20 protein-coding genes are annotated in these 21,990 nt (G+C 41.4%); 10 read left to right on the top strand and 10 right to left on the bottom strand.

The window, feature by feature from the left end; translation table 11 throughout:
* Positions 1 to 4 precede the first annotated feature (4 nt).
* From ileS to ACEQZT_RS07495, 5 genes are read left to right on the top strand one after another with little or no spacing between them, the layout of a single operon-like run.
* Positions 5 to 3,355: an isoleucine--tRNA ligase gene (ileS, locus tag ACEQZT_RS07515; protein WP_370088802.1), complete on the top strand. Its 3,351-nt coding sequence runs from the start codon at positions 5 to 7 to the stop codon at positions 3,353 to 3,355.
* Positions 3,355 to 3,993 carry a lipoprotein signal peptidase gene (locus ACEQZT_RS07510; RefSeq protein WP_370088800.1) on the top strand — a complete coding sequence of 213 codons (639 nt, stop codon included), beginning with the start codon at positions 3,355 to 3,357 and terminating at the stop codon, positions 3,991 to 3,993. The genes ileS and ACEQZT_RS07510 overlap by 1 nt, the downstream gene beginning before the upstream one ends.
* Complete coding sequence (locus ACEQZT_RS07505; RefSeq protein WP_370088798.1) at positions 3,980 to 4,726, top strand: DUF1835 domain-containing protein; 747 nt, start codon at positions 3,980 to 3,982, stop codon at positions 4,724 to 4,726. The genes ACEQZT_RS07510 and ACEQZT_RS07505 overlap by 14 nt, the downstream gene beginning before the upstream one ends.
* Before the next feature lie 45 nt (positions 4,727 to 4,771).
* A complete protein-coding gene (locus ACEQZT_RS07500) occupies positions 4,772 to 5,497 on the top strand; it encodes a hypothetical protein (protein ID WP_370088797.1) in 726 nt (241 codons plus the stop codon).
* 38 nt (positions 5,498 to 5,535) lie between these two features.
* The gene (locus tag ACEQZT_RS07495; protein WP_370088795.1) at positions 5,536 to 5,841 is read left to right on the top strand and encodes a hypothetical protein; all 306 of its coding nucleotides are present in this window, start codon (positions 5,536 to 5,538) and stop codon (positions 5,839 to 5,841) included.
* Positions 5,842 to 5,895: 54 nt separating this feature from the next.
* Here the strand turns inward: ACEQZT_RS07495 and ACEQZT_RS07490 are convergent, their stop codons facing one another.
* The 3 genes from ACEQZT_RS07490 to ACEQZT_RS07480 all read right to left on the bottom strand — a co-directional run bounded on the left by ACEQZT_RS07490 (position 5,896) and on the right by ACEQZT_RS07480 (position 11,251).
* On the bottom strand, positions 5,896 to 6,918 hold the full coding sequence (locus tag ACEQZT_RS07490) for a hypothetical protein (RefSeq protein WP_370088793.1): 1,023 nt from the start codon (positions 6,916 to 6,918) through the stop codon (positions 5,896 to 5,898).
* Positions 6,919 to 6,948: 30 nt separating this feature from the next.
* Positions 6,949 to 9,654: a CHAT domain-containing protein gene (locus tag ACEQZT_RS07485; protein WP_370088791.1), complete on the bottom strand. Its 2,706-nt coding sequence runs from the start codon at positions 9,652 to 9,654 to the stop codon at positions 6,949 to 6,951.
* A gap of 127 nt (positions 9,655 to 9,781) precedes the next feature.
* A complete protein-coding gene (locus tag ACEQZT_RS07480; protein WP_370088789.1) occupies positions 9,782 to 11,251 on the bottom strand; it encodes an Ig-like domain-containing protein in 1,470 nt (489 codons plus the stop codon).
* A 218-nt stretch (positions 11,252 to 11,469) separates the two neighbouring features.
* Here ACEQZT_RS07480 and ACEQZT_RS07475 point away from each other — a divergent pair, with 218 nt between their 5' ends.
* On the top strand, positions 11,470 to 13,890 hold the full coding sequence (locus ACEQZT_RS07475) for a tetratricopeptide repeat protein (protein ID WP_370088787.1): 2,421 nt from the start codon (positions 11,470 to 11,472) through the stop codon (positions 13,888 to 13,890).
* Positions 13,890 to 14,624 carry a LytR/AlgR family response regulator transcription factor gene (locus ACEQZT_RS07470; RefSeq protein WP_370088785.1) on the top strand — a complete coding sequence of 245 codons (735 nt, stop codon included), beginning with the start codon at positions 13,890 to 13,892 and terminating at the stop codon, positions 14,622 to 14,624. The genes ACEQZT_RS07475 and ACEQZT_RS07470 overlap by 1 nt, the downstream gene beginning before the upstream one ends.
* Here the strand turns inward: ACEQZT_RS07470 and ACEQZT_RS07465 are convergent, their stop codons facing one another.
* Positions 14,625 to 15,833 (bottom strand): alpha/beta fold hydrolase, encoded by a 1,209-nt coding sequence (locus ACEQZT_RS07465; RefSeq protein ID WP_370088783.1) that lies wholly within the window; start codon positions 15,831 to 15,833, stop codon positions 14,625 to 14,627.
* A gap of 78 nt (positions 15,834 to 15,911) precedes the next feature.
* Here ACEQZT_RS07465 and ACEQZT_RS07460 point away from each other — a divergent pair, with 78 nt between their 5' ends.
* Together ACEQZT_RS07460 and ACEQZT_RS07455 are read left to right on the top strand one after the other, a co-directional pair.
* A complete protein-coding gene (locus ACEQZT_RS07460; protein WP_370088781.1) occupies positions 15,912 to 16,550 on the top strand; it encodes a DUF6134 family protein in 639 nt (212 codons plus the stop codon).
* Positions 16,551 to 16,726: 176 nt separating this feature from the next.
* The gene (locus tag ACEQZT_RS07455) at positions 16,727 to 17,092 is read left to right on the top strand and encodes a LytR/AlgR family response regulator transcription factor (RefSeq protein WP_370088779.1); all 366 of its coding nucleotides are present in this window, start codon (positions 16,727 to 16,729) and stop codon (positions 17,090 to 17,092) included.
* Here the strand turns inward: ACEQZT_RS07455 and ftsY are convergent.
* The 6 genes from ftsY to ACEQZT_RS07425 form a co-directional block, all read right to left on the bottom strand.
* A complete protein-coding gene (gene ftsY, locus ACEQZT_RS07450; RefSeq protein ID WP_370088777.1) occupies positions 17,082 to 18,035 on the bottom strand; it encodes a signal recognition particle-docking protein FtsY in 954 nt (317 codons plus the stop codon). The genes ACEQZT_RS07455 and ftsY overlap by 11 nt on opposite strands.
* Before the next feature lie 94 nt (positions 18,036 to 18,129).
* A complete protein-coding gene (locus tag ACEQZT_RS07445; RefSeq protein ID WP_370088775.1) occupies positions 18,130 to 18,279 on the bottom strand; it encodes a DUF4295 family protein in 150 nt (49 codons plus the stop codon).
* 2 nt (positions 18,280 to 18,281) lie between these two features.
* Positions 18,282 to 18,464, bottom strand: coding sequence for a 50S ribosomal protein L33 (gene rpmG, locus ACEQZT_RS07440; protein WP_370088773.1), 183 nt, complete (start codon positions 18,462 to 18,464; stop codon positions 18,282 to 18,284).
* Positions 18,465 to 18,565: 101 nt separating this feature from the next.
* Positions 18,566 to 20,014 (bottom strand): aminopeptidase P N-terminal domain-containing protein, encoded by a 1,449-nt coding sequence (locus tag ACEQZT_RS07435; RefSeq protein WP_370088771.1) that lies wholly within the window; start codon positions 20,012 to 20,014, stop codon positions 18,566 to 18,568.
* A gap of 146 nt (positions 20,015 to 20,160) precedes the next feature.
* Positions 20,161 to 20,400 carry a 50S ribosomal protein L28 gene (gene rpmB / locus ACEQZT_RS07430; RefSeq protein ID WP_370088769.1) on the bottom strand — a complete coding sequence of 80 codons (240 nt, stop codon included), beginning with the start codon at positions 20,398 to 20,400 and terminating at the stop codon, positions 20,161 to 20,163.
* A 96-nt stretch (positions 20,401 to 20,496) separates the two neighbouring features.
* Positions 20,497 to 20,646, bottom strand: coding sequence for a DUF5522 domain-containing protein (locus tag ACEQZT_RS07425; protein WP_370088767.1), 150 nt, complete (start codon positions 20,644 to 20,646; stop codon positions 20,497 to 20,499).
* A gap of 55 nt (positions 20,647 to 20,701) precedes the next feature.
* On the opposite strand from ACEQZT_RS07425, the gene rocD reads away from it, so the two are divergent.
* Positions 20,702 to 21,943 (top strand): ornithine--oxo-acid transaminase, encoded by a 1,242-nt coding sequence (rocD, locus tag ACEQZT_RS07420; protein ID WP_370088765.1) that lies wholly within the window; start codon positions 20,702 to 20,704, stop codon positions 21,941 to 21,943.
* The last annotated feature ends 47 nt before the right edge of the window (positions 21,944 to 21,990 follow it).

The raw sequence follows: 21,990 nt of genomic DNA, 5'->3' as shown, positions 1-21,990 counted from the left end.
GGAAGTGAGTTATCCTGAATTTAAGAAAATCAGCTATTCGGAAATTGCCAAGGAAATCCTCAAATTTTGGGAGGATAACAAGGTTTTTGAGCAATCAGTAAGCACTCGTGAGGGGAAGGATACCTTCACTTTTTATGAAGGTCCGCCATCGGCAAATGGAACACCAGGCATCCACCACGTGATGGCCAGAACGGTGAAGGATATTTTCTGCCGATATAAAACCCTTCAAGGATATCAGGTGAAAAGAAAAGGAGGATGGGATACCCATGGTCTTCCTGTTGAGCTTCAGGTCGAAAAAGAACTCGGCATTACCAAGGATGACATTGGTAAAAAGATCTCCGTAGAGGATTATAATGCCAAGTGTCGTGAGGCTGTAATGAAATTCAAAAGCCAGTGGGATGATCTAACCCGCCAGATGGGATACTGGGTGGATTTGGATAATCCCTACGTGACGTTTGAGAAGGAATACATTGAGTCTGTATGGAACCTGTTGAAGCGACTTTTTGATAAAGGATTGCTTTACAAAGGCTACACCGTTCAGCCATATTCACCAGCAGCTGGTACTGGGCTAAGCTCTCACGAACTCAATCAGCCGGGGACTTACCGAGATGTGAAAGACACCTCAATCGTAGCTCAGTTCAAGGTTAAAAAAGATGATCGTTCTGCTTTCCTTTTTGATGGAGACGAAGATGTAAGAGTGATCGCCTGGACCACTACACCCTGGACATTACCCTCAAACTGTGCTCTGGCCATTGGGGAGAAGATCACATACGTAAAAGTTAAAACCTACAATCAGTATTCTTTCGAGCCCGTTTCTGTCATTTTAGCCAAAGATCTGGTTGGTAAATTTTTCTCTGAAAAGGCTAAGGATATTGCGCTCGAAGATTACAAAGCTGGAGATAAACTCATTCCGTTTGAAATAGCTCAGGAATTCCAAGGAACTGATCTGGTAGACATACGATACGAGCAGCTGATGCCATACGTTACTAATGCTGAGTTGGAAGAAAAAGCTTTCCGCATCATCCCTGGAGATTTTGTTTCTACCGAAGATGGTACAGGAGTAGTTCATACAGCTTCTGTCTTTGGAGCTGATGACTTTAGAGTAACCCAGCAAGCTGGCGTGCCATCGGTGATGGTCAAAGATGAGAAAGATCAGGACGTTCCTTTGGTGGACAAGCAGGGAAGGTTTGTAGCAGAGGTTACCGATTTTGCAGGCAAGTTTGTGAAGGAAGAATACTATTCAGATGAAAAAAGAAATAATCCCGATTTCAAGCCAACAGATGTTCTCATAGCCATCAAACTGAAGGAGGACAACAAGGCCTTTAAAGTAGAAAAGTATGAACACTCCTACCCACACTGCTGGCGAACAGATAAACCAGTGCTTTACTATCCGCTGGATTCCTGGTTCATCAAAACCACGGCGTTAAAAGATCGTCTGGTTGACCTGAACAAAACCATCAACTGGAAGCCTGCATCTACCGGAACAGGAAGATTTGGAAACTGGCTGGAAAATTTGGTAGACTGGAACTTAAGCAGATCCCGATTCTGGGGAACTCCACTCCCTATTTGGGTAACTGAGGATCGAACTGAAATAAAATGTATCGGCAGCATTGAGGAACTCCAAAAAGAAGTTCACAAAGCAGCTGAAGCCGGATTCATGAGCGCTGATCTTCCGGAAGACTTTGACTTACACAGACCTTATGTAGATGATGTCTATCTGGTAAGTGATTCCGGGCAAAAGATGACACGTGAGTCTGACCTGATTGATGTCTGGTTTGACTCTGGCGCTATGCCTTATGCTCAGTGGCATTATCCATTTGAAAATAATGACACATTCAAGGCTAACTATCCTGCAGATTTTATAGCCGAAGGTGTTGATCAAACACGTGGCTGGTTCTTTACTTTGCATGCCATCGCTGTGCTTTTGAATGACTCTGTAGCCTACAAAAATGTGATTGCCAATGGGCTGGTGTTGGATAAGAATGGCAACAAGATGTCTAAGCGTCTTGGTAATGCGATCAACCCGTTTGAAACGCTGGATCAGTATGGCGCTGACCCTACCAGGTGGTACATGATTGTCAATGCCAACCCCTGGGACAACTTGAAATTTGATCTTGAAGGGGTGGCTGAAGTGCAGCGAAAGTTCTTTGGAACGCTTACCAACACTTATTCATTTTTCGCACTTTACGCAAATCTGGATAAGTTTCAGATGGATGAAAAGAACGCCACACCTATCGCTGATCGTCCAAGGTTTGACCGATGGATAATTTCAGAGTTGCAAATCCTGATAAAAGATGTGACTTCATTTTACGAAGATTATGAACCAACGAAAGCAGCAAGAGCTATTCAGGATTTTGTCAATGATCAGCTGTCAAACTGGTACGTTCGATTGTCAAGAAAGCGGTTCTGGAGAAGTGAGCTGAATGCGGACAAACGAGCTGCTTATGAGACACTTTATGAGTGCCTGGCAACAACCGCACAATTGATGAGCCCGATAGCTCCATTCTATGCAGATTGGCTTTACAGAAACTTAAATGCTGAGACGAAAAGTAAACCAGAATCTGTTCATTTGACTCAGCTGGCAAAGGCTGATGAAAGTAAAATAGATCAGGCATTGACAGAAAGCATGCACTACGCACAAAATATCTCATCGCTTGTACACTCGCTCAGAAAGAAGGAAAAAATCAAAGTGCGTCAGCCACTTCAAAAAGTATTGATTCCTATTTTGAAGCCCGACGTAAAGGAGCGAATTGAGGCGGTGGAAGAGCTCATAAAAACAGAAATCAACGTAAAAGAAGTTGAGTACGTAGATGATGCTTCAGGTATACTGGTGAAAAACATCAAACCAAATTTCAGAAAACTTGGTCAGGCCTACGGACCAAAGATGAAAGCCATTTCGGCAATCATCAACGGGTTTGGGAAAGATGAAATTGCTGCGATAGAGCGTGACAATGCCTTTGAAATCGATGTGGACGGTGAGAAAATCAAACTTACGCTCGAAGATGTGGAAATCACATCCCAGGATATTCCTGGTTGGCTGGTAGCTTCGGAGGGCGGTCTTACCGTAGCACTTGACATCACCATTTCAGATGAGCTGAGAAAAGAGGGACTCAGCAGAGACATGGTCAATAGAATTCAAAATCTAAGAAAAGACAAAGGGCTCGAAGTTCAGGACAAAATTGCGGTGAGCTACAAAACCACTGATGCAATGATGAGTGCTGCCTTGGTTGACTTTTCAGATTATATCAAAGTGGAGACACAGGCCGTTTCTCTTGAAGCAAGAGAAGCCAGTGGAGCCGAGAAGTTTGACATTGACGGGATAGAAATAGACGTACAAATAGAAGTAGCAAATTGATGAAAAATCAGATCATAAAATATTTTCTAATCGCCCTGCTGGTCATCATCGTAGATCAGATTGTGAAAGTTGTAGTTTACTATAACATGGACATGGGCACGCAGGGTCAGATCATGATTTTTGGTCAATGGTTTAAGCTGCACTACCTGACCAATCCCGGAATGGCATTCGGAATGAAATTAAATTTTGAATACGGTAAATTGATCCTAACTGTATTCCGCATTGGAGCCATGATCGCGATTGGCTACTACCTCTATTCCTTGATCCAAAAACAGGCAAATTCCGGTCTTATCATCTGCATCGCCTTGATTTTAGGTGGTGCCATTGGCAATCTTATTGATTCGGTATTTTATGGAATCTGGTTTGACAATGCACCATATGATGCGCCCTCTCCATGGTTTCATGGACAGGTGATAGATATGTTCTACATTGACATATGGGAGGGCTACCTTCCTAACTGGATTCCTCTTTTAGGTGGAGACTATATGGCTCTTTGGCCTGTATTTAATATTGCCGATGCTTCCATCTTTGTGGCCATCTGCTTTATTATAGTATTTCAAAAAAGGTATTTCAAGAAGGAAGAAGGACATTCGGCAACTGAAAAAGAATCGACTGAATTAAGCGGTGAAAACATATAACATTCTCAACGGTGACGCACTAAATGATCAATTTCCTGCTGGTCTTGAAGGGGATGTCATTGTCATGAGAGAATGTTTGGTGGATGGTCCCGTGCATGGCGATTCACTAGATAAATTTTTGAATACAAGGGCTGAATTTATAGACAGCACCTATCATGGTACTGATGGAACGTACGACCAAAAGGTAGTCCCGGAAATAACCAAAATAGTCAATATCGATTCTGGAGAAGTGAATCTTTGGTTTGAGGACGACTTGTTTTGTCAGGTCAATTTTTGGTTTGTGTGTAGCCTCCTCTACACCAAAAGTGTTCAGGTCAATTTAGTGCGTCCCACCGGCTCCACGTTGCAATATGGTTTTGGTGGTTTGGATGAAAAGGGGTTGCTGAATGCATTCAATCAGAAGCAAGCTCTCACTCCAATCAATGTCAATCAGTTTGCCCTACTTTGGTTTAACTATCGCAAGAACGGGATAGAGCGTTTGCTCAAGCTTTCTGTACAAGTACACGAAGAATTCCCGTTTGTGAAAGCTACAGTAAATGCCCAGGTAGAGCGAGATTTAAATGATGGGAAGCCTGGAAGACCGGAACAAACGATCCTAAGCATTATCAAAGAAAAATCCACTCAAGATTTTGGCCTGGTATTTCAGGAATTTTCCAAAAGAGAACCGATATACGGTTTTGGAGATTTACAAGTCAAACGCATATTTGATCGCGTGATTGAGCAGCACATTTAGCCCATCGCAAATCTTTGATATATTTTTGGTTTAAAGCCTTTAAATATGTCAAGCTCAAAAATCAATTTCAGACACATCTTAATTGAAGCGATTTTAATCGTTTTTACTGTTTCCCTTGCACTTGCGCTAAGTGAGTGGCGGCAGCAGATCAAAACTGACAATCTTGTAGATAGGGTACTTGTGACCCTTCAGGATGAGATGCAAAAAAATGTTGAGAGCCTTGAAAAGGCGATATCCTACCATGAAAAATTAGTCAAAGACCTGAGGGCTGGTAGGCATGTAATGGTTGGGCTGCCCTTGGAATCTCTCCCATTCAATCCTAGAAATGATGATGAACTTTTAAGCTTCATTAAGCAATCCATAGTAACATCTACTTCGACGTACATTGAGCCCATTGAGATTATTTATGGTGATGAACAACGTTTTCTTCGATTAGATAAATCCATTAATGAGATTGTGCTGACATCAGATTCTATTTTTGTTTATGGGACTGGTAATATCATTCTGAGATCCGCAGATGTGAGTATCAATAGCTGGCAGATTGCTCAAGCAACTAATTCATTGATCGAAATGGATTATGAAATGATCAAGATGCTAGGCGAGGCAACATCATCTGTTGATGTCTATCAAAAGACATCCGAAAAAGCGGTGGAGCTTTTATATGGTAATGGAACTGGCGTTACATCTGCATTGGAAGATATGTTCTGGATGGAGAAGGACTTGCTGGTAAAATGTGAACGGATTTTGAATTATTTAGAAGAAGAATATTAAGGACTTCATTTTTTCAGAAATATTTTTAGATTAGTCCCATGAATAATAAGCCTCGCGTACTAAAGGCCTTTGAAAATCTGGATGTGGAGATACAAGAGCAAATCAAGCTTGCTTACCCATATGGTTTCAAAGAGCACTTGATCAAATTTGTGAATAAAGATGGTGAGTATCAAAGCGGACTTCCCTTTGAAACTGAAGACAGGTATTACCTAGTGAAAATGACTGTGGCAGAAGCTAAAGAGATCATTGCAGATGATGACGACTATGATGATGAAGGAAACCTAAGAGATGATATCCGGGATGAGTACGAGGATAAGTACGAAGATGATGACGATGACTTTTAAAAAATAAAAGGCAACTCTACTGAGTTGCCTTTTTTGATTCATGATTTTAGTCGTTTAGTCGCAGGCATTTTCTTTAAGAAAAACCATCACATTGTCCAGTTCTGTTACCCTGGCCACTTCTTCTATTTCGCTGCTTGTCACCCCGCAATCTCCGAGAAATTTATTAAGAACTTCTTCTACATTCTTTTTATACACCAGCTCACTTTGGCCTGTTTTATTATCTACAATGTAATACTCCCTGAATGTAATGGTCATATCCTCTGTATTTACAGCTCCTCGTATTCCATTGTACACATTCATAGCATCAGCAGTAGCATTTCCTACTGATGTACTCAAGCTCTCTCCACTGTTCATGCTACTTTCAAAGCTTTTCTGCGCTGTAGCCTGAGCCGCCTCCTCAGCCAGCTCTTCAGTCACCTCTTCTACAGCATATCGGGTAAGGTTGGTAGCTCCTTCTCTCACATGGGTAGGTTTTGGATTTCTGAAGTAGCTAAACCTTCCGTTTGGATTTTCAACTGTAACATACACACCGTGTGCATTTACAAAGTGGTATTCCTCCCCGTTGATGTTTTGCATGTAATAAGAAACCTCAAAGTCTGCGCCCATATATTCGGTGATTTCCTCAGATTCATCAGCAAATTTCACCCCTATTGGCCCTAGCATTTTGGTGCCATCAGACTCTGCTAGCTCGCGTTTTCTTGAGGCCACCATGCCCTCTACTTTTTTACCATTAGACAGCACAATGTAGCCCGGATGAAAATTTTGGATTTCATTTTTATAGTCGTTTTTCACCTCTGAAACCAGAAGTTTGGCAGGACCATAATCCAGAATTTTCATTCTATCAAATTTCAATTTTTCCTTATTCGGCCCTTTATACCGAATCTCGGTTGTATCTGTATTTACAATCTTTAGCTGGATTTCTCCTTCATATTCTTTCCCAGATCCATCCACTACATATCCTTTGATGTAGTTGGTAGTGATGATTTCCTTTTTCCCTGAAACCATCTTTGATTTTACTGTGTACTGCCCCAACACAGCAATTGGAGCCAGAATCAAAGCGAATAATAGTTTTTTCATAGTTTAAAAATTTAAGTGATTAGTTTTTCTTTAATTGATTAAAACAAAGGCTCCCCAGTAGTATGGGTGCGGATAATCCTTCCGCACTTTCTGTTGAGCCATGTTAAATGAGGTTCGCATATCTCCGGTGGCAAGCCACTCTTTGTAAAAATTTGTCATCAAGAGCTGAGTGGCCGTATCATCTACTTTCCACAAGCTATTGATGATTGCACCTGCGCCGGCTACCTGGAATGAGCGCTGCAAACCAAACACGCCTTCCCCCGCCTTCACGTCACCAAGACCTGTTTCACATGCACTCAGGATCACAAGATCTGTTTCTTCGAGCTGAAAATTCATTACCTCATAGGCTGTGAGCAGGCCATCCTCTCCGGAAATAGGAGTCATGAAATCCTGCGGCTTCCTCTTGGGATTTGAAAGGACAAGTCCTGATCTAAGCAGTGGGTGGACTTGAACTTTATCAAGTCGCTCTCCAACAACCACCTTTTTCTGATGCGATTCATCTGGTAGAAAATAACCATGAGTTGATATATGCAAAACCTTCGGGTTGTCTACCTGCCTTTTCAGCACGTCTTCCTGCGCCATCTCCGCTCGGATAGTGATAGGCTTCAGTTCATTTTCTTTGACCAAATTTTCAATCAAATCGATCTCTACTGCTGTGCCTGGAAGTGCATCATAGCCCGGGCCAAAAGAAGGGTTCCCAAGAAGTAGCACATCATTTTTGGTGCTTGGTTGCTCGTCTTTCAGGAGCTGCTTTCCTCCCGAAATCTGAACAATAGAAAGCTCATTCAGGAGGTATTCATCAGATTTTCTCTGCAACGTATTTGGGTTGATTTGATTGTAAATGCCATCATTGGAGATATACACCCGTTTGCTTCCGGTGAGGTGAGGAGCAATTGGTTCCCAGTATTTTATATAGGATATAGTGTCTTTCAACTTTAGCCGAATGGCATTTTTGTAATATCCAAAATAGGTAGTTTCCAGATGCTCGCCATTTTCAATATTTACAAGCTTTGGTTGAGGATCATCTGCTTTGAGGACAATTGCGGCATACGCCACGGGGTGGTTACCATTCACACGCTCTATTCTGATAACTTCTAAGAGCGACTCACCTTCGCTTAGCTTCGACTGGATGGCTTCTTTCCCAATCGCCACAGTGTCATAAGACTGCTGAAACAGCATTGACTCTTCCCGGAGTTCAAACTCCATTTTTTCTATTCGCTTTCCCATTCTATAGAGGTTTACTCCCATCTGAATGACCAGCTTCTTTGGCATGGCCGAATATTGTGCGAACTGCTCTTTTTGATCAAGCCAGGACAGGTACTTATCCCTGAGTTCTTCACTGGAGTTGCCAATGATCGACTTTCTTATTTTTTGCGATTCCGAAAGGATTAGGCCTTTTGTAGCCAAATGCATGTTCAACATGGTACTCACCAGTTCAGGATACGCTCGATGATTATCCAGCACAAATGAGTAAAATACCATCAAGGTACTTCTGGATCGATCCCAAAACTTCATCTGATCTTCTTCGCTCATCACAGGAAAATAATTAACCACCTGATCCATCAAGCTGGCATTCAGCTCTTCAAATACATCTTTTGCTTTAGCCGTCTGATTTGATTTCCAGTAAGACTGAGCCAAGGTTTCCAATGTGGTGACATACTCAGCATGAAACTTTCCTAGCAAGTAAGTCTGAAGAGATTTGGCATCTTCTAGCCATTGAATTGAAAGCGAATAGTTTCCAATCTGATAATAGTAAATTCCATACAGGCTAATGATATAAGCTGTCGTAGGATGATTCCTTCCATAAAAATCCATGTAAATCTCATGGGCAGTGGCCAGTAAGGGTTCTACTTCATCTATCCGGTTTGTTTCCATGTAAAGCCCCGCCAGATTGACAAGAGCACGGGCATATTGAGAGCTCTTTTTCCCAAATCTATTTTCCTTGATTTCCTTGATCTGGAGGAGTAAGGATTCTGCAACTGAATAATTTTCTAATGACTGATTGATGATAGCAGAATTGAGAAGAAAAGACAGAAAGTCCTTCGATTTATCACCGGTCTGTCGATCAGCAATGGCAATGGATTGATCGCTTTTGGATTTGGCTTCCTCTGTCTGACCAAGCATAAAGTGAAGCGTGCTAAGATTGTTTAGCGCTACCGCATATTCCATGCTTTCTTGCATTCCCAGTTTGCCAAGCTCCTCTACAGCTTTTTTCAACAGCTTAACCGACTCAGCATATTTACCCATGTCTCTATAGAGAGCTCCCAAATTGTTGTAGGTAGAAATGGTAGCCAGGTGGCTTTGGCCTAGTCCTTTTATCCTCAAATCAGCCGCCTGAAGTGTCACACGCTCAGATTTTTTGAACAGACCCAAGTGATGGTATACAATCCCCAGATCGGTAAGAGCTCGACTTAAAACAATCAGTTCAATTTCATCCAACCTTGAAATATTGCTAATGTCAATACCATTTACCAATCTCTCCAACTGGCTTTTAATCATCCAGGTTTGCCCAAATCGAAAGGCTCTTTCGTGCGAAAACAAATCCAGCATCATGTTAGCTGCGGCTGTGCCTCCTTCACCAGCCTTCCTGGCAAGTGGGAGATCCACATACATGGCTACATTGCGTCCATCAAGCAGCGCATATGGAAAATCCTTATAATCCTTATTTATGATTTTGGGCTGAGCACAAACTGAAGTCAGCAGAAATATCAGAAATATGTAAAGGAATGGCTTCATAATCAGGCAATAGGAGTGGTAATGAATTTCAATTTACACTATTTCCAGAAGCTTATTTTGTTTTAGAAAGCAAATGGCGGCCTCCAAGAGGACCGTCTTATCGACCACCAAATGCTTTGGAATGGATTTAATTTACCGAGACAGGCTGTCGCCAAAAATACCACCATCGATATCCACTACTTGTGCTTTGATCACTTGTCATTTTCAAGTTCTGTCCGTCCAACAAGTTTCCGCGTGAGCTCATAGTTCTAACACCATTGGTAGGCGTTGTAAAGGACCAAAGTGATCCTGTGCTTATAAAGTCTAGATAGCCTAAATCATCGTCAACCGTTAGTGGAAGGCTGAACAAGAACGATAAACTGTAATTGTTTTTTTGAAGGTGGTAATTGCGGATTGCAAATTGATCTCCACTTTTTACAAATCTCCATAATCTGAAATTGCTACTTACTTCTGCTTCAGTCACATAAGTAACCTGGGGATCGGCATCTTGAAAAGCGAGGTATTCACCAACCTCATAGTTTCTTATAAAATAGTAGTAGCGTTCACTTACAAAAATGGTAGTGAATGAGAGCTCAGCGGTAGAAGCTAGGACATTGCCATTTACATCCTTAATGCTAGAGCTAATATTCAGTTGATAATCACTTTCAAACTCCGTCCATGAGCTTGAGGGAGTGACAGTCAAAACTTTTCCATTGACAGACGTATTAAATGAGGGTCCTCCTCCAGACCAATATAAAGTAACCGTAGATTCATCGATAGGCTCAGAGAAAGTAATTACGAGTTCCTGATCTACTTCTACATCCACTGAATTATCCTCTGGAGTCATACTCACAATTGTCAATGGTACGGTGGCAGTTTTAAACACTCTAGCCTTGGCAAAGTCCAGTTTATTTCCGGCAAGATCAGTCACATTTACAGTCACATCAATCACATACTCCACCAGACCCTTCATTTTCTCGGCAGGTGTAATGATCACGTCATTGCCTGATACTTCAAGTGTAACATCGAGGTAATCCGTAGTTCCAAGTTTTCTAAAAAGAATATTTCCTTCAAGCGAATTTGGATCCATTGGTTCGGTAAAGGTTGCCACTATGCTTGCGTCTGCGGCCACATTTTCCTCCCCATTTATTATTGAAAAGGAAGTAAGACTGGGCGCAACATCATCAATAAATTCTGTCGTAAAGGAAGAGGTAAAATCTGAAGTCAGATTATTTCCTTCATCATCGGCCAATCCTATGGTGAGTGTCAATGTGTACTCAGAGTCACTCTCCAAATCTTCTGTCGGGTCAATAGTCATTACATTCCCTGACATAGTTACAATTAATTCCACATTGGCAGATGATGATGAAAGCGTAACCGTAGTGGCGGTAACCGTACTCATATCAATAGGCTCGGAGAATGTCACCTGAATCTCCGTAGAGACAGCAACATTCGTGGCATTGTTGGATGGAGATACACTGGAAATGGTAGGTGCAGTGGTGTCCACTTCTTCATCCTCATTATCTGGAGCTGGAGCATCCTTTTCGTCTCCACATGATGTAAGCGCAAGAATCGATAAGCACGTTGCGATAAAAGCAAGTTTCAATAAGATCTTCATGGCAATATTGTTTAGTGTTTTACATATTCCAAGGAGCCATGACTTAGGCCAATATTTAATAGTTGGCAAAGACGGTCCTGTAGATTAACACAGCCAAAGTATGTAGTAGATCTATCCGAATTTTGACAATGTGTGTGAATGACATCACCAGGGTTGTGAGCTGCAGATTCTAGGAAGTGAGCCAAAACGAGGCTATATTGGAAATATAATCCGCATGCATGAGACGCCTACTCTATTTTCTTGCAGCACTTGCAGTAGCACATTCGTTTTTATTTGCTCAAATCAATAGCCTGGATAGCCTAGAGGAATACTCTAAAAGAGCCAAGCCAGGATGGGATCAAATAGATAATGCAATCGGGCTGGGTCGCCAGTACATAGGTGCCACCAACGAAGTAGAAAAGGGAAGGGCCCAGATAAAACTGATCTATAAGCTAGCTGATAAACATAACCTCCCTGATGCAAAGAGTTATGCACTTATTTTGGAAAATCTGATCGCCTACTTGCATGAATATGATGCAGATGCAGCTATCCGTTTTTGTGAGGAAGCAATCAAAATTGCCAACGAAACCGGAAACAAAGATGCCCTGGCATACGCCACCTATCAGCTGGCTGAAAACTACACCTATGAAAAGGGAAATCCGGAAAAAGCAAAGGAGATTCTTCTAGATGTGGTGAATGGAATGGATAAAACCGTATCTCTCAAAAATCAGGGGGGCGTTCATAAGAACCTGGGGTATGTTTATGGATTGTTGGGAGATTATGAAAATGGACTCCTTCATTTCAATAAAGCGTTAAACCTCTTTCAGTCCATTGTAGATAATCCACCAATTGATCCGAGAATAAACAGGATAAGCTCACAACTCAACACCCCGATATCTCATGTGTGCTACACGCACAATTTCATTGGTGATTTGTATTTGAAAAAGGGAGAACCTGAAAAAGCCATCTATCACAAAGAGCAAGCCCTGGAGGCAGCCATCAAATCTGAATCTAACGTGGATATTGGATGGATGTACAATAACCTTTCGCTCCTGCATTCAAGCCTGGGCAACTATAAAACGGCTCTGGACTATATCCAAAATGCAAGATTACTGTTTGAAGAAATTGGGCTGAAAACTGAGCTGGCAAGGTCTAGCTCAACGATGATTTCCCTCTATATAGATTTGGAGGATTATGCCTCTGCTAAAGACTTGATTAAGAAAAATCTGGAGTATTACAAGGAAGTAGATCACCAGCTCTTTTATGCCAATACACTTCTTCAAATGATTAACACATTAATGAATCTCAACGAAATTGAAGAGGCAAAGAGTTACGTGAACCTGGCCAGCAAGCAAATAGGTGGAATGGATAATCAGGCCAACATGGCCCTGCTATCCCAAATAAATGGGCAGATAGCTTTGATAGAAAATCAGCCAGAAAAAGCCATCCCGGCGTTTCGAAAAGCACTCATCATTGACAAAGAACTTGAGAGTCAAGGAAGCATTGCAAAAAACGAGCACCTGCTTTCCAGTGCTTTCTTTTCTTTAAAAGAATATGATTCTGCACTGAATCATGCAAAAACCGCAATGAAGGTTAGTAAAGCCGTTGGGGATTTAAAGCTGTCTCGGGATAGCTACTTGCTGCTGAGCCAAATTCATCAAGCCACCAATGACCATGAGGAAGCATTGAAAAATTATCAATCCTACTTTGCTTTCAATGATAGCATCTATACTACTGACGCACAGGCGAAGTTGAAAGAAGAACAAGTGCGTCAAAACATAGTTGGCTATCAAAATGAAAAAGAACTCGCCGAACAGAATGCTGCCCTCCTAGCTCAGCAAAACAAAATCTACTTTGCTGTGGGAGTAGTGATTTTTCTCATCCTGCTGATGATGGCATTCCTTTACCTGAACCTCAGGAAGGTCAAAGCAAAAATTCAATTGCAAAATGAGCAGTTGGCCAACCTCAATCAAACGAAAGACAAGTTCTTTGGCATCATAGCCCATGACCTGAGAAGCCCCTTGCTGGGATTACAGGGTGTAGGTGATCAGGTAAATTTCTTTTTGAAAAAAGGCAAGACAGATCGGCTGGAGGAAATTGCCGTGAGCATTAGTAACACTACAAAAAAATTAACAGATCTACTGGACAACTTGCTCAATTGGGCCTTGCTGCAAAATGGAATGATCCCATATCAACCCGAAAAAGTGAATATCAAAAATTCCATTGATTCCGTCTTCGAGCTGCTAAAGCCTCTGGCCGAAATGAAGGGGCTGGAATTGATCAATCAAAGTGATGAAAACGTATTTGTTTACGCTGATGAAAAAGCTGTGAATACCATTTTGAGAAACCTGATTTCGAATGCCATAAAATATACAGATGACGATGGTCAGGTAAAAGTGGACATCAAAGATGAAGGTGTGTCAGCATCCATCATTATTAATGACTCTGGCACAGGCATTAGCGCTGAGCAGCTTCCTAAGATTTTTGAGCTGGAGAAAGAAAGCAAACAGGGAACCAGAGGAGAAAAAGGGTCTGGGCTGGGGCTCGTACTTTGCAAGGAATTGGTGGAGCTAAACAAAGGATCTATTGGAGTGGAAAGCAGCCCTGGAAACGGATCGACATTTAAATTTAACCTTCCAAAAAACCCCGAAGCTGCCTGATGTCTAACCTCCGCATCTATATTGTAGAAGACGAGTCACTTTATGCCAATCAACTTGAAATGATTGTGGATGAACTGGGATACGATTTGGCAGGGATGTCCGACAATAGCGACACAGCTCGAGAGCAAATTGTCTCGCTCAATCCAGATTTGATATTGGTCGATGTAAAAATCAATGGCTCTATGAACGGAATAGATCTGATCGCTTCATTGGATCAAAATGTACCAGTCATTTTCATTACTTCTTTTGATGATCAAGCTACCTTCAACCGAGCAAAAAGTACCAATCCCTATGCTTACATCACAAAACCATTTGATGCTCAAAATCTGCAAAGAACCATAGAGTTGGCCTTTAATTCTTCAACTCAGCCTGCCGAAAAAAAAAGTGAGTGGGAAAAGGATGTGGTTTTCGAAAACAGCTTCTTCATAAAAACTCGAAATAAACTCGAGAAAGTAGCTATCACTGAAGTTCTGTATTTAGAAGTAGAGGATCGTTATTGCACCATATTTACTGATGCAGGAAAAAAGTATGTATTACGCATGAGTATGGGGGATGTGCAAGACAAGCTCCCGAGCAAAGAATTCATGAGGGTACATCGTAAGTACACCGTGAATCTGAGAAAAATCAAATCAATTGACACACAGGACAATCTGATCTACGTGAATGATGCTGAATTACCTATCAGTCGTTCGCACAAAGAGGAGTTGTTGCAGAAGCTAGAGTGGTTGCAGTAGTTATTTTACCTCTTCTGTCAAAATCTCCGGCTTTCCTTCCAGGGTTTTATGCACGGGACATCTATCCGCGATCTCGATTAATCGTTTCCTTTGCTCATCTGTAAGATCTCCTGTTAATTTAATTTTTCGCTTGATCTGATCGATCTTTCCTTTCGAGCTCTCACTGTTTTCTCCATCCTGCTGATGGATTTTGTCATGAGTAAGTTTTACCTCTACCTCTTTCAAGTCAATCTTTTTGTGATCGGCATACATCCGCATCGTCATCGCCGTACAAGCACCAAGACCCGCAAGTAAATACCCATAAGGTGTTGGACCTTCATCCGCACCGCCCACACTTGGTGGCTCATCTGCTATCATTTGATGCCGCCCGGCTATTACCTCTGTGGTAAATCCTTTTTCTCCAATTCGGGTCCACACCTCACCTTCAGGTGCCTCATCTTGCTCTTTTTGTTCAATGTATCGACTTGACCAGCTCGAAATAATCGATCCAACATACCTCGCATCCTTCTCATTTTGCATCAAATGATCTGCTCCATCGAGCGATACAAAACTTTTAGGGTGCATGGCCTGCTCATAAATCTCCTGAGCATTATTGATCCCAACAATTTTGTCCTGTGGTGAGTGTATGACCAAAAGGGATTTTTTAAGATTCTTTATGACGCCTTTTCTTTCACTGTTTTCCAGATCATCCAAAAATTGTTTTTTCATCTTGAATGTACGGCCTCCAATATTCACCTCTGCCTCTCCTTTTTCTTCCAGCTCTTTTCTTCCTTTATCCAGCAAATGAGTAACATGATCAGGAGATGATGGAGCACCTATGGTTGCAACCGCTCTTACTTTTTCCAGATCGCCAGACACATGCAAAACAGCCGCACCACCCAGCGAATGACCCACCATGATTTGTGGAGCTTGATGGTTTTCTTCCAGGTAAGCATAGGCATCTTTTAGGTCTGATAGATTTGACGAAAAGTTGGTGTCAGCAAACTCTCCTTTGCTTTGACCCAGGCCAGTAAAATCAAATCTCAAAACAGCCATGCCCTGCTGAGTAAATGCAGAACTTATGTGATCTACAGACTTTAAATTTTTGGAGCAAGTGAAACAGTGCGCAAACAGCACAAAGGCCTTTGGCTTTCCAATCAACGGGAAATCTAATCTTGCAGAAAGTTCATGTCCGTCGGTATTTTTGAAACTAACTTTTTTAAATCGCATGAGTTGGATGTTTTTAATCTATCTTGAGCGGAAACAATATGAAACCATTTGTGTCATTAAGCTAATGATTTCTGAATAATGAGAAGTTCCCTCATCATATTAATCCTATCAATTGTCTCCCAGGCTTCTATGGGACAAACCCTCCACTACGAGGTAGTAAAAGGAAGCAAAAAACTTGGGGACATGACTGTGGATAGAACTATTTCTGAGAATCAGGTGAAGTATGAGATTAACAGTCAAGTGACTTTTAGAATCCTGTTTTCATTCACAGTGGACTATGAGTCCACCAGCGAATACAAAAATGGAAGGCTGATAAAAGAGTATACACACAACATGCTCAATGGATCAACACAAAAAAAATCCACAATCTGGTTTGATGGTCAAAAGTATACGCTCGATCTTGATGGGGCGAGAATCACAGTTAAAGAACCAATTGAATACTCAGTAGCAGCCATTTATTTCCAAGAACCTAAGGATGGTCAAAGAGTGTATTCGCCACAGTTTGGCGATTACCTCACATTCGTAAAAATAGGTGATCATGAATATGAGATGGAGTCCCCTGACGGCTTAAATACCTATACATACATCAATGGAATTTGCTCTGAAGTGAAAGTGTCTCGTGATTTTGCAAAGTTCTATTTTATAATGACTCCCGAATCTCTTTTGGCAGTTAAACAGAAGAAAATCATCAGTGGCAGTACGTCTGTAGTAGACTAAATCCTGCGCAGATTCCGGAGGTATTTGAATTAATTGGAAACTCTAACAAGATATTCTATTCGTAACATGGCTGGCTCAATTGAGGTAAAGTCGGAGATAGGAAGAGGATCAAAAATTTATCTTTTCTATTTGGAAAGTAAATAGAGGTAATTTAGCCTTTCAATTTACTTTATCACATGATCACCTGCATAGCCATAGATGACGACCCACTCTTCCTTCAATCACTGAAAGCTTATTTCTGGGAGTATGAAGGAATAGAACTTATCGGGACATTTCAAAATCCGGTAAATGGGATCATGAAAGTGGTAAAGGAAAAACCAGACGTATTGCTTCTGGACCTGGAAATGCCCTATCTGGATGGTTTTGAAGCTCTGGAATCAATGGACAAAAAGCCTAAGGTAATTATGATTTCCGCACACGTAAATCAGCCTTCAAAAGCAAAGCAAATTCAGATAGATAAGTACATCAGAAAAGTCCAACTGGACAAAGACTTACTTAAAAGAACGATTCTGGAAATCGTAGAAGCTAAACCTATTTCTTGAAGAAAGAATCTACAAATTCGGTCTTGTTGAAAACTTGGAGGTCTTCCACTTTTTCGCCTACACCGATGTATTTCACAGGAATTTTGAATTGATCTGAGATTCCAATCACTACGCCTCCTTTGGCTGTCCCATCCAGCTTGGTAACCGCCAGTGAGGATACTTCGGTCGCCTTGGTGAATTCCTTAGCCTGAATGAAAGCATTTTGTCCGGTGCTCCCGTCCAGCACAAGCATCACGTCATGAGGTGCTTCAGGAATGAACTTTTGAACCACATTTTTAATCTTGGAAAGCTCATTCATCAGGTTCACCTTCGTATGGAGTCTTCCTGCGGTATCGATGATTACCACATCTGCATTTTCCTCCTTACCACGTTTAGCCGCCTCAAAAGCGACTGCAGCAGGATCGGTATTCATCCCCTTGGATACCACTGGTACACCTACTCGCTCTCCCCACATAATCAGCTGGTCAACGGCTGCTGCACGGAACGTATCTGCCGCACCCAGAATAACGTTTTTACCAAGCGCTTTAAATTGAGCAGCAAGCTTACCAATAGTTGTTGTCTTTCCAACTCCATTTACGCCAACTACAAGGATAACATATGGTCCATCCGTTTTCGGTAAATCAAAGTCAACGAGATCTTCGGTGTTATTTTCTGACAATAGCCCAGCGATCTCCTCACGTAAAATTTGATTGAGTTCAGATGTGTTAAGGTATTTGTCTTTGGCCACCCGCTCTTCAATCCGATCAATGATCTTCACCGTCGTTTCTACTCCTACATCTGACGTAATGAGCACTTCTTCCAGCTCATCCAGCACATCTGCATCCACAGTGGACTTACCAACTACTGCTTTGTTGAGCTTGGTGAAAAAATTCTGCTTAGACTTTTCAAGCCCTTTATCTAGTGACTCTTTCTTGTCTTTTGAGAAAAAACTTTTTAGACCCATTGCTTACAGGATTAGGATGATGTGGTGAATATAAAAAAAGCCACCCTGACGTGTGCGTCGGAGCGGCCCTTTCCTTCTTTTAGGATTTAATTTCTTACTTCGCCAATGTGTCTTTCACATCACCTTCAAGAACCATCTCTTCTCGGTATGTATAAGATCCATTGTCGCTTTTGATCGCCTTGATCACCTTAGCGTATTTCGCTCCACCTGGTTGCTTAAGGGTTGCTACTACTTTCTTTGCCATGGTTACTTAATTTCTTTATGTACTGTATACTTTCTCATGATCGGGTTGTATTTCTTCAACTCAATTCGATCAGGAGTATTTTTTCTGTTCTTGGTAGTGATGTATCTGCTGGTTCCAGCAAGACCACTGTTTTTGTGCTCTGTGCACTCAAGAATTACCTGGACTCTGTTGCCTTTCTTCGCCATTTTATTTTGTCTTTTCCAAAAAGGAGTGCAAATGTAGTGGAATTAGTTGATTTTAAAAACGTTGAGTTCTCTAATTTTCCCAAATTCCACCACCTACCTTATTACTCTTTATCTAATTCAGGCAAGATGAAAGCATCAAGTGGGCTTGGCTCCTTCATCAGCTTTTCTATCTCCTCACTTTTCCTTGGTGCCAAATCCGACAATAGTTCATTTCCATCTTCAGTGATTAGGATGCAATCCTCGATTCGAACGGCTATTCCCCACCATTTCTCATCACAAGGTGCTCCTTCCGGAATGTAGATGCCCGGCTCAATAGTAATGGCCATTCCTGGCTCCAAATATTCATAATTTCCTTTATCATGAACATCCAGGCCAATGTGATGACCCAAACCATGAGGATAATACAAATGACGCTGATCCACACTTTCGATAATTCCCAACTCCACTAAGCCTTCGTTAATAATCCTTCGTGCTATAGCTGCATCTAGATCTCTTCCAATGTTTACTCCTGGTTTGGCTGCATTGATAGCTGCATCTTGAGCTTTATAAACCAAGTCATATATAGCCTTTTCCTCTTTCGAGAATTTACCATCTACAGGAATGGTTCTGGTTACATCCGCCGTGTATCCATGATACTCAGCTCCGAGATCCATCAGGATCATTTTATCACTATTGATCTCCGGTTTGTAGTTCTCTATATAATGAAGGATACATCCGTTGTTTCCTTCTCCTACAATCGATGGGTAGCCCTCATACTCAGCCTGATATTTTTTGAACACAAACTCGTGAATGCCCTGAACTTCTCGCTCACTCAAACCAGGCTTCATTGCTTTCATTACCTCCGCCTGACCAATGCACGAAATATCTACAGCTTTTCTTAACAACTCAATTTCTTCTTTTGTCTTGATACCTCTCAAATCCTTCATGATTTGATCCAGAGTTTCCATATCAATGTTGTTTGCAGCAGATTCAATCGTCAGGTCTCCTTCAGTAGGGTATCCCACCTTTCGTTTGAATGATGCGATCAAATCATACAGGTCACCTTCGGTGTTCGTATCCCTTACATCATTGAAAAAATCGTAGAAGAGGACTTTATCAAATTTTGAGAAGTCAATATTATAATCCTCAAAATCAGTGTTGTTGAATACCTGATTAAACTCCAACTTTTCTTTTACACCGGCAATACCCATCCTTCTGCCGGTCCACATTTCGGCCATTGCGTTTCTTGGCTGGATGAAGATTATTTCATCAAAGTTTCCTTCAGGGCCTTCTTGCTCCGATTTAAAAATCATCAAAACGGCATGAGGCTCCTTATATCCTGTCAGATAATAAAAGTTAGGATCTTGATGATAGACATAATCCACATCATTGGCGCGATTTCTTACGGGATTTGCAAAAAATACAGCCACAGAGTTTTCGGGCATTTTTTCTCTTACCAACGTTCTACGCTCCTTGTGAAATTTGCTTGAAAGGAAATCTGTTGGCTCGTTTTGACCAAATACGGTCAATGAAATAAAACAAACTGCAAGGGTGAGAAACTTCTTCATCATGTTGTAAATTTTTTAGAGCATTAAATATAGCATGCAAGCTCTCCATAAAGGAATTCGAATCCAATAGCTGGTCACATGTTTGGATAAAAGGCACAAAAAAACCCTGACAATTTTTGTCAGGGTTTCAATTTCTTTTTCAATCAACCTTACTTGATCACCATGCCGTTGGCACGTGCCTTTTTCAGCACAGAAGTGATTCCATTTTTGTTGATTGTTCTAAGCGCTGAAGTTGACACTTTCAACGTGATCCACGCATCCTCTTCAGGAATGTAGAAACGCTTCTTCTGAAGATTCGGATTAAATCTTCTTTTGGTTTTATTGTTAGCGTGAGAAACGTTGTTTCCTACTTGTGGTCTCTTACCGGTTATATCGCAAACTTTTGACATCTTTCTCGTCCGTTTTCAAAAATGGAGTGCAAATATCGGGATTTCAATCCAATATGCAAACTATTGATAAACAAATTCCTGAGACTCCCGAACTGATCAATGTTTAATCACATTTTCATGACCGTATGGACAGTGTAAACAGGCATTTCCACAACAATAACCTCGCTTGAGAAGGAACTTCTCCGTAAGAACCATTTTTCCCTGCTTGTTTATATAAAAATCCTCCTGGTCTAACTGATCTTTCAATTGTGCCTCAGTGCTTAAATTGTTAATCTTGCATTTCGGATTAAACGGCAAAATTATGATAGAAAATAAGACAATGACGAGTGAAGAGCTAATAAAGCTGGAAGACAAGCATGGCGCACATAATTATCATCCACTACCAGTGGTGTTGTCAAAAGGTGACGGTGTGTACGTTTGGGATGTAGAAGGAAAAAAATATTTTGATTTTCTATCTGCCTACTCAGCTGTAAACCAAGGGCATTGTCACCCAGCCATTGTGGGTGCCATGAAGGAGCAAGCTGAAACACTAACATTGACCTCCCGGGCTTTCTATAATGATGTGTTAGGTCCTTATGAAAAATTCATTACCGAATACTTTGGTTTTGACAAGGTACTTCCAATGAATACAGGGGCAGAAGCTGTGGAAACAGCCATCAAACTCTGTAGAAAGTGGGCATATGAGAAAAAAGGAATTGATGAAAACAAAGCTCAGATCATCGTTTGTGACAACAACTTCCACGGAAGAACAACCACAATCGTATCATTCTCAAATGATCCGGTAGCCAATAAAAACTTTGGCCCATATACACCTGGCTTTATTCGCATTCCTTATAATGACTTAAACGAGCTTGAGCAGGCAATTCAAGGAGAAAATATAGCCGGATTCCTTGTTGAGCCAATTCAGGGAGAGGCTGGAGTGATGGTTCCTGATGAAGGATACCTGAAAAGGGCAAAAGAAATTTGCGAGAAACACAATGTCCTTTTCATTGCGGATGAGGTTCAAACCGGTATCGCAAGAACTGGAAAAATGCTGGCTGTAGATCATGAAAATGTAAAACCAGATGTACTAATACTTGGTAAAGCTATCTCAGGTGGCGTGTATCCTGTTTCGGCCGTTTTAGCGGATGATCGCGTGATGGAGGTGATCAAGCCTGGTCAGCATGGATCTACATTCGGAGGCAACCCTGTTGGAGCGAAGGTGGCCATCGCTGCACTTACAGTTGTTAAAGATGAAAACCTGGCTGAAAATGCTCAAAAGCTCGGTGAAATTTTCAGAGATCGCATGAACAAAATGATCGAAAAGTCTGATCTGGTTCAGTTGGTAAGGGGTAAAGGCTTGTTGAATGCAATCGTGATCAACGATACAGAGGAAAGCTCAACAGCTTGGGACATCTGCATGAAACTTAGAGACAATGGCCTGCTTGCTAAGCCAACACACGGCAACATTATTCGATTTGCACCACCTTTGGTTATGACTGAAGAGCAACTTCATGAATGTTGTGATATTATCGAAAAGACGATAGCAGAGTTTAAGAAGTAAAATCTACTCTTTAATCGAAAACACCGAAAGCGGATATCTATAAAGGT

The organism is Ekhidna sp. (assembly GCF_964218185.1).
GTDB lineage: Bacteria > Bacteroidota > Bacteroidia > Cytophagales > Cyclobacteriaceae > Ekhidna.
Note: the sequence above shows the minus strand (reverse complement) of the source record. Positions and strands in the feature narration are given on the sequence as shown.